Below are 14,185 nucleotides of genomic sequence, written 5' to 3'. Positions count from 1 at the left end.
CCCCTCCTGGGCGCTTTATTTTAAAATCCGCAATTCTTCCCAATCCGGAAGCTGTTTAGCCTCGCAAATTAATTTGCATAAATGGATCGAATGTTCGAGCTCTTGTTCTGAGAGCTCATTTTCCTGTCTTTCCATTCTCTCTTTCAGCTCTTGGATTTGCGTAAATAATGCCGTCGTCATATTGGAATAAGCCGCTGAATCCTTGTTGTAATTTCGCGCAATGACGGATTGAATCATCAATTTATTCAGTTGTTTTTTGCGTAAACGGACAATATGTTTCTTTCTTTCTGCTGAATTGGAAAGCAAGTGAACATCAGATGTCTGTCCTAAGGGATAAGGTACAATGTGATTCGTTGTTTTTCTCAGCAGACCGGCTAAGACATTGTTCGGACCCATTTCGATGACTTCCGTCACTCCGTGTAAAAGCAAGTAATGCATCGATTCCGTCCATCTTACCGGCATCGTCATGTGCTGCTCGAGATGTTCGCTGATCGAATTTCCGCTGCTGTAAGGGCGTGCAGTGACATTTGAAATGATCGGCCATGCGGCTTCCCGGAAGGAATACCGGTGTAATACAGTCTGGAATTGTTCAGATGCTGATCGTATCAGCGAACTGTGAAAAGGCGCACTGACATTCAAATAAGTGTATGCCGCTCCCTTTTCCTCCGCCATCTTGATGACACGTTCCACAGCTTGCCGGTGTCCGGAAATCACATGCTGCTGTTCTGAATTCATGCAGGCTACTCCTGCCGGAAAGTCTTCCGTCGACACTTTCGAACATATTTCCTGCAACGTTTGAAGAGAGAGGTGAGTCACGGCGGCCATCGTCCCCTGCTGCTGAGGATCCGCATTCTGCATAAGAATTCCCCGCTGCCTTACAAGTGTAACGGCATCCTGAAAAGAAAGGGCGCCGGCACAGACAAGCGCTGAATATTCGCCTAAGCTATGGCCTGCCAGGAAGCGGGGCTTCACCCCTATTTCCTGCATATACACTTGAAAAGCAATAACACTGACCGTTAAAATAGCGGGCTGCGCGTTCATTGTCTTTGTCAATTCATTCATATCTCCGTTAAAACACAGTTTTTTTACATCCAAGGAGATCGCATCGCTCGCTTCTTCAAACAATCTCTTTGCGAGCACAAAATCATTCCAAAATTGTTTGCCCATTCCTACAAATTGAGACCCTTGTCCAGGAAATAAAAAGGCAAGATTGTTCATGAGATTCCTCCGATCATATTGAACAGAAATACAATATCCTACAAATTATCCCTTTATCTAACATCCTAGCATGATTATAACAAATGTGTATAGAATACTTTCGGAGGAGTTATTGTTCGATTTTACAAACGAATTAGATATATTTATTCATAAAATAAAACATGGGGTTTCACCGAAAATCAGTCTTAAAGAGAGATGATGAAAAGCCGGAGTGGAGCCTGTTACCGGCTCTTCTTCACTTAGGTCGCGTTCTTCATGTTTCATATGTTTTAGGGCTATTGGCATTATTGTGTCAGAAATTACATATTTTCTGTTTATTGTAAAAATTCATTTGTATATCTGTGAAGGATTGTAAACTGATGGCGCTTGATTATAAATGCGGCGCAGAAATGGATCTGGATGAGGAAAATCTGCAAGGACAAAATACGCCGCAGAACATGTGAATGACCCAGCCCGGATACCGGTTGGGCAGTAAATCGGCCTATTGAGTGAACAAGTTTTTCAGGCATAAAAAAACAGCCGTTCAGAGCGGCTGTTTTTAAAAAAATATAAGAACTATTGAGCGGTATACCCGCCATCCATGACTACGGCCTGACCTGTAACCCCTTTTGCTTTGTCGCTGGCCAAAAATACAGCGTAATCAGCGATTTCCTTCACTGACAGCAGCCGTTTTTGGGGAACGAGCGGAAAGATGACGTCCTCAAGCACCCGCTCGTACGGTACATTCCTTGTTGCGGAAATGTCCTTTAACTGATTGCGGACAAGCTGAGTGTCCACATATCCCGGACAAAGCGCATTGACGGTAATGCCGTCAGCCGCGCCTTCAAGTGCGCCGACTTTCGTTAAACCGATGACGCCGTGCTTGGCGCTGTTATATGCCGCTTTCCCGTGAAAACCGATCAGCCCGTTGACAGACGCCATATTAATGATTCGCCCGAATTGCTGTTTTTTCATAATGGGGAATGTATGCTTCATTGCGATAAATGGCGCAGTCAGCATGACACGAATGAGCCGTTCAAACTGTTCGGTGGGAAATTCCTCGATGGGCGCGACATGCTGAATGCCCGCATTATTCACAAGGATATCGAGGCGTCCGAATTGTTTCTCGACCGTCTGCAGCATGTCGGCCACTTGCTTTTCATTTGTTACATCGCATGTGATGCTGACTGCTTCACAGCCTTCTTCTTTCAGTCTGGCCGCCGCTTCTTTCCCCGCTTGTTCGTTTACATCAGAGATGATGACGGCTGCTCCTTCACGGGCGAATTCTCTTGCGATTTCAAGCCCGATTCCTCCGGCTGCTCCTGTTACAACGGCTGTTTTTTCAATAAGCAATGAATGCATGACGGCATCTCCTCATTTTGGTCTGACCCCGTTTTTTAACGACTGGCTGACAGTAAAATGACCTTCTGTTTTCTCAAAGACCTCCTCCATTGTTACACCTTCCTGCAGTTCGGTGAGCGTCATACGGCCATCATGAAAATCGAATACAGCCAAATCTGTGATCAGCCGATCGACCACCTGCCTGCCGGTTAAAGGCAGCGTACATTCCGTTCTCACTTTAGATTCCCCATATTTATTAACATGCTCCATAATGACAATAATCCGTTTTGCTCCGTGGACCAGGTCCATGGCGCCGCCCATTCCTTTGATCATTTTTCCGGGGATCATCCAGTTCGCCAAATCTCCCCGTTCGGACACTTCCATCCCGCCGAGGATCGCTACATCAATGTGGCCGCCGCGAATCATGGCGAAGGATTCGGCACTGTCAAAATACGAGGCTCCCTTTACCTCGGTAATGGTTTCTTTTCCCGCATTGATCAGATCGGGATCCTCCGTTCCATCCGCCGGATAAGGCCCAATTCCGAGCAAGCCGTTTTCAGACTGAAGCAGGACGTTATAATCATTCGGTATCTCATTGGCTACAAGCGTCGGCATCCCTATCCCCAAGTTCACATTCATTCCGTCCTTTATTTCCTTTACAGCCCGTTTGATCATTCGTTTTCTGCTATCTCTCATTCTGTCAGCCTCCTTTATCATGCTTGCCGGACGGTGCGGCGTTCAATCCGTTTTTCATGAATCCCGCCAAGCAGAACGTGCTGCACAAAAATACCCGGCGTATGAATTTGATCGGGATCAAGCTCTCCGGCATCGACGATTTCTTCAGCCTCTGCAATCGTCACTTTGCCTGCCATTGCAGCGAGCGGATTGAAATTTCTCGCCGTCTTTCTGAACATCAGGTTGCCCAGAGGATCGGCTTTCCAGGCCTTTACGATGGCGGCGTTCCCTGTAATCCCTTTCTCCAGAAGATAGGTGCGTCCGTCAAATGTCTTATGTTCTTTTCCCTCGGCTACTGATGTTCCGACGCCCGCAGGTGTATAAAACGCCGGAATGCCCGCCCCTCCCGCGCGAATTCTTTCTGCGAGCGTTCCTTGGGGCACCAATTCGACTTCCAGCTCCCCGCTTAAAAACTGCCGTTCAAAGGTTTTGTTTTCTCCGACATAGGATGCGACCATTTTTTTGATCTGCCGGTTTGCAAGCAAGAGGCCTAACCCCCAATCATCAACACCGCAGTTATTACTGACAACGGTCAAGTTTTTCACGCCGCTGTCCCTGATCGCGAGTATTAATTGTTCCGGAATGCCGCACAGGCCGAAGCCTCCTGCGATGAGGGTGTCTCCGTCCTTGATCAGTGCAGCAGCATCTTTATAAGAGTCCATCACTTTTCCTTTTCCCATATTCGTTTCCCCTTTCTGTTTTGGCTACACAAGGCCCGTCAGACTGTAAATGGCGATGATGACAAACACAGCGGCTGTTTTAATGACGGTAATGGCAAAGATATCCTTGTAGGATTGGCGGTGGGTCAACCCGGTGACCGCGAGCAGTGTAATGACGGCGCCATTATGCGGAAGAGTGTCCATCCCGCCGGAGGCCATCGAAATCACCCGGTGCATGACCTCCGGCGGGATGTGGAATGTATTGATTGCTTCTGTATATGTTGCTGACATCGTGCTTAAAGCGATGCCCATTCCTCCTGATGCCGATCCTGTAATTCCGGCAAGTGCAGTGGTCGTCACCGCTCCGTTGACGAGCGGATCAGTAAACGTCTGCGATATGCCGCTGCTGACCATTTTAAAGCCGGGAAGCGCCGCAATGATGCCGCCAAATCCGTATTCGGCTCCTGTATTCATCGACGCCAGCAAGGCACCCCCGATGCCCTCATTCAGTCCTTCTTTCAAATTGAAGAGCACTTTTTTCCAATCGAACAAAATCGTTGTCATGATTCCGATGAGCAGTGCGAGTTCTACTGACCAGATCGCAGTGACGGAGGAAAGGTCAATCTTCCCGAACGCTTCTAAACCGAGCTGCGCAAAATCAAATCCGTCAGGGTACCAATGCGGGAGCCACATCGTGAAGCATTTGTTCATGACCCCCACAAGGATAAGCGGAACAAAGGCGAGCACTTGCCGCGCGGGGCTGGGTTCTGCCTCCTGCGGTAAAACAGGCGTATGTTTTTCATTAGCCAGACCTGAGGGTTCCTCTGCAGCGGAAACTTCAGATTGAAATCCAGCATAGCCTTCTCCGGCATTGGCCGCTTTTTTGCGCCGGGATTCTAAATAAATCATTCCGGCCGTAAGCACAAATGCTGCGCCAATCAGTCCGAGCCAGGGAGCGGCATAAATGTTTGTTTTAAAAAAAGCTGTCGGAATGACATTTTGAATTTGCGGTGTGCCGGGAAGCGCATCCATTGTAAAAGTAAACGCGCCCAATGCAATCGTACCGGGTATCAGACGCTTGGGAATATCAGCTTTAATAAATAGTTTTTTAGCAAACGGATAAATGGCAAACACCGCTACGAAGAGACTGACGCCGCTGTACGTTAAAATCGCACCCATTAAGACGATGGCGAGAATGGCTCTTTTTGCTCCCACAAGCCTGACGATTGTTTTTGCAATCGACTCGGCGAGCCCGGATATTTCAACAACCTTGCCAAAAACGGCCCCTAAAAGAAATACGGGAAAATACAGCTTAATAAATCCTACCATCTTCTCCATAAATATATTCGAGAAGAAAGGAAGTACGAAGCTTGGATCTGTAAGAAGCACGGCAAACAGTGCACAAATCGGAGCGAATAAAATGACTGAAAAGCCCCGGTAAGCCGCAAACATCAGCATGCCTAATGCCAATAAAATAATAACAATGTCCACAAATCCCCCTCTTTTCTGCTCAATATTAGTAAGCGCTTACAAAAATCAAGAAAATAAAGCAAAAAACATGCCGATTTTGCACCGTTTCTGAGGCTGAAAAAATGTGCATCATGGTGAATTTTCCGTTTTGGCGAAAGAAAAGGAGATTCTTGCTGTATGATATTGAATGGCGGAGCAGCGAGTTTTTTTAGGGATAGTGAGATGGATCAGAGAGGATTTTTGCTTTATAAATATGTATTCTTTTTTCTTTCATTTATTTCCTGCAAGAGGAACCGATAAAATCCGGCCCTCCTGCATGGTCATTCAGCCAAGGACAACCGGAAGCTCTTTGAGCGACCTAAAACCAATGAGCTTGCGGTATTCAAGGCGGTGTGCGGCCAGCCGAAGCTTAGGCATCCGCTCAAACAGTGTGAGAATTGCAATTTGTGCTTCGATGCGCGCTAATGAGGAGCCTATGCAAAAATGGGCGTTCTTTCCGAATGCAAGATGCGGATTCGGTTTTCTTTGGATGTCCATTTTATGAGGCTGATCGAATATGCTTGGATCGCGATTGGCTGCCCCTAAAAGGATATATACCTGCTCTCCTTTTTTTATGGTCTTCCCATTTATTTCACAGTCTTCTGAAGCGGTGCGTGCCGTCAGCTGCGCGGGGCTGTCGTAGCGCAGACATTCCTCGACAGCAGTTTCAATAAGCGAGGGGTTTTCTCTCAGTGCGCTAAGCTGTTCAGGGTGTTTCAATAAAGTAAACACACCGTTGCTCATGAGGTTTACCGTCGTCTCGTGTCCGGCTATGACAAGTAAGATACATGTCGCGAGCACTTCGTCTTTTGAAAGCTGTTCCCCCATAATAAACCTGCTGATTAAGTCTTCCTGAGGATGTGCTTTCCGCTCGTGAATCAAATCTCTGAAATAAGCAGTCAGCCTGCCTGCGGTGTCGCTTGCTCTGACTAACATCTTTCTTGACCGGGTAAGATCAATGGCCTGAATGACGTCTGCCGTCCATTGTCTGAATTGATATCTCTCCTCTTTCGGCACTCCGAGTATCTCCGCAATGATGAGGCTTGCCAATGGAAAGGCAAACTCTGAAACAAGGTCTGCGTTTTTTTTGTTTTGGATTTGATCCAACAAGTCATGAACCGTTTCTTTTATACAGGGGCGAAGTGATTCCGCCGTCTTTGCGGTAAATTCTTTACCTATAAGCATCCGCATCCGCTTATGGTCTGATTGATTTTTAAATAACAGCATATCGTGCTGGATATGCGATAGATTTTGATATTTCGTTGAAGCTTCCGGAAAAGGGACGCGGTTTTTAAACCGGGTGTCTTTCAAAATCGCTGCCGCTTCTTTATACCCGGTGACATACCAGCCCGGATGTTTTAATACGGTTCCTTTATAAACAGGATCAATGGCACGCAGTTTTTCATAAAACGGGTAAGGGTCATTCCAAAAATCCGAATCCGCATGGAGGGACGGATGTGCAGTCGATAGGCCCGCCGTCATCTTATACCTCCGTATTGCAGGCGGATTGCAGGCCGGCTTTCATTTCTTCAACGGATTCGACTTCAAACCCTAAATCATGGAGCATTTGATGATCCTCTGTTTCATGCTGCCCTGCTGTCGTTAAGTAATCTCCGACGAAAATCGAATTTGCGGCGTAAAGTCCCAGCGGCTGCAGCGAACGAAGGTTGACTTCCCGGCCTCCTGAGATACGGATTTCTTTTGACGGATTGATAAAACGGAACAAGGCGAGCACTTTCAGGCAATACACCGGATGTAATTCGCTTACCCCTTCTAACGGAGTTCCGTCAATCGCATGCAGAAAATTAACCGGGATGCTGTCGGCGTCAAGCGCTTTTAAGCTGTTCGCCATATCAATGACGTCCTGTTTCGTTTCTTTCATGCCTACGATGACACCCGAACAAGGCGACATCCCCGATTGTTTCGCCGTTTCCACTGTATTGACCCTGTCGTCATACGTGTGGGAAGTCGTAATGTTTGAGTGATTCCTTTGTGATGTATTGATGTTATGATTGTACCGGTCTACTCCTGCCTGTTTCAGGCGCTCTGCCTGTTCCGGCTTCAGCAGACCGAGGCATGCGCAGATTTTTAAACCGTACGTTTCTTTAATTTCTTTGACAGCATCAACAACTTGATCTACTTCTCTGTTTGACGGTCCCCGCCCGCTGGCGACGATGCAGTATGTCCCTATATTCAAGTCATGGGCGCGTTTTGCCCCCTTAAGCAATATATGCTTATCCACCATCCGATAAGACTCGATCGGCGCTTTTGATATTGAAGATTGTGAACAGTACCCGCAATTTTCCGGACACAGGCCTGATTTTGCATTCATAATCATATTCAGCTTTACTTTTTTTCCGTAAAATCGTTTTCTGATATGAAAAGCGGCATGCATCAGCAATAAAAGATCCTCATCAGGACAATTTAAAATGGCCAGCGCTTCTTGATTCGTTACTTCCGCCCCGTCCAGAACTCTCTCTGCAAGATCCATCCATTGATTCATGTTTATCTCCCCATTTGTGTCAGATTCATGAAAGAGGAAACATCTATATGTTTCTCAATCATGTGTTGAATGTTTTCCGGTGAAACGTGATCCAGCTTCGGTGTGATTCCCAAAATCGGAACTTTGCATAATGTTTCAATCATGCTCGGGTTTGTCTTCTCGTCCAGCCCCGGCCGGCTCTTTACGCCGTTGATCATAATACCGAGAACCTCTATTCCCATGTTTTTCGCATATTCAACGGTTAAATATGTGTGGTTGATGGTTCCGAGATCAGGCCTGGCGACAATCACTGCCGGTAATTCCAAGGCTTTTATCAAATCACTGACTAAGTAATTTTCACCAAGCGGAACGGAAATGCCGCCTGCCCCCTCGACGATGAAACACTCATGACGATTTTTGATCTTACTCCAGTGGGCCATGACTTCATCCATGCTCACGGATTTCCCCTCAAGCATGGCGGCCGTGTACGGCGCAAGCGGCTCTTTCCATTCAAATGGCGTGATTTCTTCATGAGACAGTGCGGTTTGTGACATGTTTTTCAAAAGCGAGGTGTCACTTTCCGGATGAGTCCGCGGCACGCCGCTTAAAAACGGTTTAAACACTCCGATATCCGCCTGTTTCTGCCTGAATGCCGCGGCAAGTCCGCAAGAAACGATGGTTTTTCCGACGCCGGTATCTGTTCCTGTGACAAAAAAACTTCTCATTTGTTTATATTCAGCTCTTTTCTAATGGAATCAAATGCTTCTGTCAGCTCGTCTATGTCCTGTAAGCTGCGATCCGCCGTAACGGTCAGCCTGATTCTGCTTTCGCCTTCCGGAACGGCGGGCGGGCGGATGGCCGGGGCGCAGATTCCCTTTTTCTCAAGCAGCGCAGCGGCTGAAACCGCTGTTTTTGCATCACCGATGATAACGGGGATAATCGGTGTATCTCCGCCTCTTACAGTAAAGCCCATATCGGCCAGACGCGTTTTTATCTTTTTGACAGACGACTGCAGCTCACGGCGCGTATCGTGCATATCTGATATGAGGTCAAATGCCGTATGCGAAGCCGCACAAATTGACGGCGGGAGGGCCGTCTGAAAAATAAACGTCCGCGCCTGATTCAGCAAAAAATCAATAAAAATGTTTGATCCCGCGGCAAAACCGCCTTCCGTTCCTACAGCTTTGCTTAATGTGCCGATGACAACATCAGGACAAACACCGAAATAGTCACTGGTTCCTCCGCCGTTTTCCCCGAGTACACCGGTTGCATGCGCGTCATCTGCTATCACAAATGCCTGGTACTGCTTTGCAAGCGGCATTATTCGGTCAAGAGGCGCGATGGTGCCGTCCATGCTGAAAACGCCGTCTGTGACGATAAAGCGGCGGTTCCGATTCTGGACGGAGGCAAGTTTTTTCTCAAGATCAGCCATATCAATATGGCGGTACACGATGGTTTCCGCTTTTGATAAACGGCAGCCGTCAACAATGCTCGCATGGTTCAGTTGATCGCTTAAAATGACATCGCCTTTTTGAGGCAGTGAGGCAAGCACGCCGATATTCGCCAAGTAACCGCTTGAAAATAATAAAGCCGCTTCCGTCTGTTTAAAGTCCGCGATTTTTTGCTCAAGTTTTTCGTGCCACACAGTATTTCCTGTCGTTAACCGTGAGCCGCCGCTTCCCGCTCCGAACCGGCTCAGCGCTGTTTGCGCGGCTGTGATCAGCCGTTCATCTTTTGACAGGCCTAAATAGTCATTGGACGCCCAGGTCTGCCGCTTTTGCCCCTTGGTTTTAAGAGCGGTTTCCTGTGTTCGCAGCGTCCGATACAGCCCGTCTCTTATCACCGCATCGAGCCTTCCGAGGAGCCATCCGTCAAAATCCACGGCCGGTCACCTCGGCTATCGCTTCTTTCATAATGGAAATCATGGCTTGTAACTGGTCGGTTGTGCTGGCGAGCGGCGGAAGAAAGGCGATGACGTCACCGAGCGGCCGTGTCAGCATACCCAGCTCTCTCATTTTCAAGGACACCTTGTATCCCATCCGCTTTTCAGGCGGATAAGGCTGTTTTGTCCCCTTATCCTGCACAAGCTCTATGCCGCACATCAAACCGAGCTGGCGGACATCGCCGACATGAGGAAGCAGCTTCAGATCATGAAGAAATTTCGCAGCCGTTTTTGATTTTTCGGCGACTCGTTCAACGATTCGCTCTGATTCGAATAAACGCAGATTTTCAATTGCCGCGGCACAGCCAAGCTGATTTCCTGTATAGGAATGGCCGTGGAAAAATGTTTTCATTTTGTCGTAGTCATCGTAGAAGGCTTCATAAATGGCTTCTGTGGCAAACGTCACAGCGATCGGCAAATAGCCTCCCGTAATGCCTTTCCCTGCCGCCATCAAGTCCGGCTGGACGTTTTCATGCTCACAGGCAAACATTTTTCCGGTGCGGCCGAACCCCGTCGCCACTTCGTCAACGATCATTAACACATCATATGCCGTACACAGCTTTCGTACGCCTGCCAGAAAGCCTTCAGGCATGACGATCATCCCGGATGCGCCTTGCACCATCGATTCAATCGTAAGTGCGGCAATCTCTTCGTGGTGCTTTGCAAGCAGCTGTTCGAGCGCGTGAAGGCATTCATCCCGGCACTGTACGGGGTCACCGCTTTCAGATCTGTATACATATGGAATCGGGGCTTTGTAGCTTTCAAACATCAGCGGGCCGTACACATGGTGGAAGAGTTCAATGGAGCCGACGCTGACGGCTCCGATTGTATCGCCGTGATAGCCGTTCTGCATCGAAATAAACGTCTGCTTCTTAGGTCTCCCTACGTTTTTCCAGTATTGAAAGGCCATTTTCAGAGCGATTTCCATTGCTTCCGCTCCGCTGTCGGAGTAAAAAACGCGCGTCAGCTTTTCCGGTGTGATGCCCGTCAGCATCTCGGCAAGTTCTGTTGCGGGAACGTTCGTCATACCCAGCAAAGTCGAATGAGCGATTTTTTCAAGCTGTTTTTGAATCGCTTCATCCATTTCTTTTTTGCGGTGGCCGTGTACATTGAGCCATACTGAAGAAAAGCCGTCATAATATTCTTTGCCGCTGATGTCTTTCAGCATGATCCCGTTTCCGCTTTCAATGATGAACGGATCTTCATCGTAATCTTTCATTTGTGTGAAAGGCAGCCAAAGATGCTGTTTGCTTTTTTCAATCATTGATTGTTTCATATGTTCTCCTCCCGCTGTATGAATACAGGCTGCTTCTCTAAAAAATGGATACAGCTCTCCGCATCTATGGAGCCATCAGTAAAGAAAACCCGGCATCCGCTTTCATCTCCGGCATTCTTCATCTTGGCAATCCGCTGATATCCCAGCTTCTTTGCGGCAACGTAGCCTGTTATGTAATCAGGGTCATCTGACCAGCACAATTCGGCAATAATTCCCGGATGTGCGCAAACTTTTGCCGCGATGGCATGTGCTTCCTTTATTCGTGAATTTTCCGGCATGTTGTGAGTAAAAGCCCATTTTTGAAAATCATGTGACGGCCAATCCACTCGGGATACCCGCACACCTCTATTCCCTCTGCAGTCAATGCGTTTTCCTGCCCGGATATCAAACAGGACCGCTCCTCTTGCTTCTGCATATTCCGCAATGTTTTCGTACGCTTTCTCGATCATGTGCGGAGGAATCCCCGCCTTTTGCAGAAGCTTGCGGGCGATTGCTTGTCCTTTTTCCGGCGTGTCTGTTTGATGGAGGGCAACCGGCAAAGGGCGGATCGTTTCGATCGGTTCATGAACGCTTTCAAGCTGAATCTGCATAAAATCAGGTATCCCTCTTGAGTGTGAGAAGCCTTTATGTAATAAGCCATCTACCGCTTCCTGTAAACCGCTGTAAGTGATGAGCCGTTCTCCGCCGGAAATATGTTTTCCGCCCTGCTCATGGGGGGCGTTTCGGGAAGCTCTCATTCTGACGCTGTAATAGGTCTCTTCCTGCATGAAATTTCCCTCCTTTCTTTTATTTCGAAATTTAATGTTAACCAAAATAATAAAAGGTTAACACTAATACAGAATATTAGTGTCTTGCACGTAATATGTCAACCTAAAATATAAAACTGTTAACTTAATGGGTTTTACAAAGCCTCATTACGTTTTCATGTTTTGTTCATATTTTAGTAATTGTTTATTCAACACTGTCCGCTAAAGTAATCCATATCAACAAATAGGACAGCGATCCGCATCTTACTTATGAAGGGAGGTCAAAACCGGATGCCGTTATGCTGAAAGAAAAAGTAAAGACAGCAGGCCGTTTTTGCACCGTGGGCGCCGGCAATACGCTGATCGATTTTGGTGTCTTCTTTCTTCTCACCGCTTGCCTTGTCCCCTATCTGCCGGCGCAGATCTGCTCCTATTCGGCAGGGATCATCAACAGCTATGTGTGGAACCGGAAGTGGACGTTTCGTGTAAAACACAAGGCTGACGGGAAAGAGATCGTGCGCTTTCTCATCATTAATCTTGCAGCGTCGGGAATCACCTTTTTGCTGCTGTACGCGTTTCAAAAAGGCGGCTGTTCGCTTTTGGTGAGTAAGCTCGCCGCCACTATCGGCGGAATGATGATGAATTTTATCGGAAACCGAATCTGGGTATTTGGAGATTCGCTGAAAAACATACAGGATCAGGAGTGAAGATGAATGAGAAAAAAAGTGAGAAAAGCGGTCATCCCCGCAGCGGGTTTAGGAACGAGATTTCTGCCGGCGACAAAGGCGCAGCCGAAAGAAATGCTGCCGATCGTCGACAAACCGGCCATCCAGTACATTGTCGAAGAAGCAAGAGAGTCAGGAATTGAAGATATACTGATTATTACAGGGAGAAACAAACGCTCGATTGAAGATCATTTTGACCGGTCGGCGGAGTTGGAAATCAATCTTAAGGAAAAAGGCAAGTCAGAGACGCTGAAGGAAATGCAGCGGATTGCCGATTTGGCCAATATTCATTACATCCGTCAGAAAGAACCGCTCGGACTAGGCCATGCGGTGCTGTGTGCGGAGCATTTTATCGGAGATGAGCCTTTTGCCGTTCTATTAGGTGATGATATTATGGTATCTGACACTCCCGCTCTTTCACAGCTCATAGACGTCTATAACCAACACGGCACAGAAACGATCGGCGTACAGCCCGTCGATCCTGCTGATGTCAGCAAATATGGTATTATACAGACGGGGCGGCAGAGCGGTCATGTGTACCGGGTTGAGGATCTGATTGAGAAACCGGCCGTTGAAAAGGCGCCCTCTCATATTGCCGTGTTGGGCCGTTACATATTAACCCCTGCCATTTTTAAAGCGCTGAAGACGATCGGAAGAGGCGCGGGCAGCGAAATCCAATTGACAGACGCGCTGCGCGAAGTATGCCGCACCCGAAGCATTTACGCGCGGGAGCTTGAAGGAAGCCGGTTTGATATAGGAGATAAGTTCGGCTGTTTTAAGGCCGGCACGGAGATCGGGCTTCTGCGGGAAGAAATGAGACCGAAACTTTTAGCTTATTTAGAAGAGGTGTTAAAAAGAGAATCTGAAGAAATCGCGCGTTAAAAAATAATTTGTAACCATTTTGCTTGTCAATCAGTCATATAATTGGGTAAAAAGATAAAGAGGTTGTGAACAGTGTGGGCAATTTTATTAGTGAAATATTATCCTGGCTGACAAGTATGGGCTATTTAGGGATTGCGCTCGGATTAATGATCGAAATCATTCCGAGTGAAATCGTTCTGGCTTACGGAGGCTATATGGTGTCAGAAGGCACGATCAGCTTTATCGGCGCCATTGTCGCCGGTGTGATCGGGGGAACGATCGCGCAGTGCTTTATATACTGGATCGCCCGTTATGGGGGACGGCCGTTTTTGGACAAGTACGGCAAGTACTTACTTCTGAAAAAGCATCATGTTGATGTTGCGGAAAACTGGTTTCGCCGTTACGGCGCCGGCGTTGTGTTCTCGGCGCGGTTTATCCCGGTCGTCAGACATGCGATTTCCATCCCGGCCGGCCTTGCGAAAATGCCTCTTTCCAAGTTTGTCATATTGACGACGCTTGCCATTATTCCGTGGTCTGTCATTTTCGTTTATCTCGGGTATCAGCTCGGGGGACAGTGGAAAGACGTAGACAGCTATGCCGGAATGTATACAACTCCGATCATTATATTGGCACTCGTATTTATTGTTGTTTATTTTGTTGTGAAGAAAATGAGATCAAGACTGTGAAAAAAGACTGCATAAGAACGGCTGTG

The 14,185-nt window shown here is 47.6% G+C and carries 14 protein-coding genes; 3 read left to right on the top strand and 11 right to left on the bottom strand.

The features are described from left to right. Positions 1–15 precede the first annotated feature (15 nt). The 11 genes from bamD to AC2CGA_RS01805 form a co-directional block, all read right to left on the bottom strand. Positions 16–1,218 (bottom strand): bacillomycin D biosynthesis malonyl-CoA transacylase BamD, encoded by a 1,203-nt coding sequence (gene bamD, locus AC2CGA_RS01855; RefSeq protein ID WP_043867172.1) that lies wholly within the window; start codon positions 1,216–1,218, stop codon positions 16–18. Between the two features lie 555 nt (positions 1,219–1,773). Continuing rightward, positions 1,774–2,559: a 3-hydroxybutyrate dehydrogenase gene (locus tag AC2CGA_RS01850; RefSeq protein ID WP_014305097.1), complete on the bottom strand. Its 786-nt coding sequence runs from the start codon at positions 2,557–2,559 to the stop codon at positions 1,774–1,776. Between the two features lie 12 nt (positions 2,560–2,571). Continuing rightward, positions 2,572–3,234 (bottom strand): CoA transferase subunit B, encoded by a 663-nt coding sequence (locus AC2CGA_RS01845; protein WP_015388161.1) that lies wholly within the window; start codon positions 3,232–3,234, stop codon positions 2,572–2,574. A 17-nt stretch (positions 3,235–3,251) separates the two neighbouring features. Continuing rightward, the gene (locus AC2CGA_RS01840; RefSeq protein ID WP_003153920.1) at positions 3,252–3,953 is read right to left on the bottom strand and encodes a CoA transferase subunit A; all 702 of its coding nucleotides are present in this window, start codon (positions 3,951–3,953) and stop codon (positions 3,252–3,254) included. A gap of 24 nt (positions 3,954–3,977) precedes the next feature. Further along, positions 3,978–5,423 (bottom strand): GntP family permease, encoded by a 1,446-nt coding sequence (locus AC2CGA_RS01835; RefSeq protein WP_484480108.1) that lies wholly within the window; start codon positions 5,421–5,423, stop codon positions 3,978–3,980. A 303-nt stretch (positions 5,424–5,726) separates the two neighbouring features. After that, the gene (locus AC2CGA_RS01830) at positions 5,727–6,923 is read right to left on the bottom strand and encodes a cytochrome P450 (protein WP_014305101.1); all 1,197 of its coding nucleotides are present in this window, start codon (positions 6,921–6,923) and stop codon (positions 5,727–5,729) included. A gap of 1 nt (position 6,924) precedes the next feature. Next, positions 6,925–7,944, bottom strand: coding sequence for a biotin synthase BioB (gene bioB, locus AC2CGA_RS01825; protein WP_003153914.1), 1,020 nt, complete (start codon positions 7,942–7,944; stop codon positions 6,925–6,927). A 2-nt stretch (positions 7,945–7,946) separates the two neighbouring features. Then, the gene (gene bioD, locus AC2CGA_RS01820) at positions 7,947–8,648 is read right to left on the bottom strand and encodes a dethiobiotin synthase (protein ID WP_024085380.1); all 702 of its coding nucleotides are present in this window, start codon (positions 8,646–8,648) and stop codon (positions 7,947–7,949) included. After that, positions 8,645–9,805, bottom strand: coding sequence for an 8-amino-7-oxononanoate synthase (gene bioF / locus AC2CGA_RS01815; RefSeq protein WP_484480107.1), 1,161 nt, complete (start codon positions 9,803–9,805; stop codon positions 8,645–8,647). Before bioF ends, bioD begins: the two co-directional genes overlap by 4 nt. Then, entirely contained in the window at positions 9,795–11,141 is a 1,347-nt protein-coding gene (bioA, locus tag AC2CGA_RS01810) for an adenosylmethionine--8-amino-7-oxononanoate transaminase (RefSeq protein WP_024085382.1), read from the bottom strand. Before bioA ends, bioF begins: the two co-directional genes overlap by 11 nt. Continuing rightward, positions 11,138–11,908 carry a 6-carboxyhexanoate--CoA ligase gene (locus AC2CGA_RS01805; protein ID WP_207119914.1) on the bottom strand — a complete coding sequence of 257 codons (771 nt, stop codon included), beginning with the start codon at positions 11,906–11,908 and terminating at the stop codon, positions 11,138–11,140. Before AC2CGA_RS01805 ends, bioA begins: the two co-directional genes overlap by 4 nt. Before the next feature lie 278 nt (positions 11,909–12,186). Between AC2CGA_RS01805 and AC2CGA_RS01800 the strand changes: the two genes are divergently transcribed. The 3 genes from AC2CGA_RS01800 (at position 12,187) to uptA (ending at position 14,159) form a co-directional block, all read left to right on the top strand. Further along, complete coding sequence (locus AC2CGA_RS01800) at positions 12,187–12,594, top strand: GtrA family protein (protein WP_025851040.1); 408 nt, start codon at positions 12,187–12,189, stop codon at positions 12,592–12,594. A gap of 6 nt (positions 12,595–12,600) precedes the next feature. Next, a complete protein-coding gene (galU, locus tag AC2CGA_RS01795; RefSeq protein WP_024085384.1) occupies positions 12,601–13,494 on the top strand; it encodes a UTP--glucose-1-phosphate uridylyltransferase GalU in 894 nt (297 codons plus the stop codon). A 74-nt stretch (positions 13,495–13,568) separates the two neighbouring features. Next, positions 13,569–14,159 (top strand): undecaprenyl phosphate transporter UptA, encoded by a 591-nt coding sequence (gene uptA, locus AC2CGA_RS01790; protein ID WP_007410125.1) that lies wholly within the window; start codon positions 13,569–13,571, stop codon positions 14,157–14,159. Positions 14,160–14,185: the final 26 nt, after the last annotated feature.

It is taken from the genome of Bacillus sp. SYZHCR11 (assembly GCF_057196865.1).
The sequence above is the reverse complement of the archived record's forward strand: the minus strand, read 5'-3'. Positions and strand labels throughout refer to the sequence as shown.

Coding starts and splice junctions, on each gene's coding strand:
- AC2CGA_RS01840 (WP_003153920.1), bottom strand. CDS start 3,953: ATGGGAAAAGGAAAAGTGATGGACTCTTATAAAGATGCTGCTGCACTG.
- AC2CGA_RS01800 (WP_025851040.1), top strand. CDS start 12,187: ATGCTGAAAGAAAAAGTAAAGACAGCAGGCCGTTTTTGCACCGTGGGC.
- bioD (WP_024085380.1), bottom strand. CDS start 8,648: ATGAGAAGTTTTTTTGTCACAGGAACAGATACCGGCGTCGGAAAAACC.
- galU (WP_024085384.1), top strand. CDS start 12,601: ATGAGAAAAAAAGTGAGAAAAGCGGTCATCCCCGCAGCGGGTTTAGGA.
- bioA (WP_024085382.1), bottom strand. CDS start 11,141: ATGAAACAATCAATGATTGAAAAAAGCAAACAGCATCTTTGGCTGCCT.
- bioB (WP_003153914.1), bottom strand. CDS start 7,944: ATGAATCAATGGATGGATCTTGCAGAGAGAGTTCTGGACGGGGCGGAA.
- AC2CGA_RS01845 (WP_015388161.1), bottom strand. CDS start 3,234: ATGAGAGATAGCAGAAAACGAATGATCAAACGGGCTGTAAAGGAAATA.
- AC2CGA_RS01830 (WP_014305101.1), bottom strand. CDS start 6,923: ATGACGGCGGGCCTATCGACTGCACATCCGTCCCTCCATGCGGATTCG.
- bamD (WP_043867172.1), bottom strand. CDS start 1,218: ATGAACAATCTTGCCTTTTTATTTCCTGGACAAGGGTCTCAATTTGTA.
- AC2CGA_RS01850 (WP_014305097.1), bottom strand. CDS start 2,559: ATGCATTCATTGCTTATTGAAAAAACAGCCGTTGTAACAGGAGCAGCC.
- AC2CGA_RS01805 (WP_207119914.1), bottom strand. CDS start 11,908: ATGCAGGAAGAGACCTATTACAGCGTCAGAATGAGAGCTTCCCGAAAC.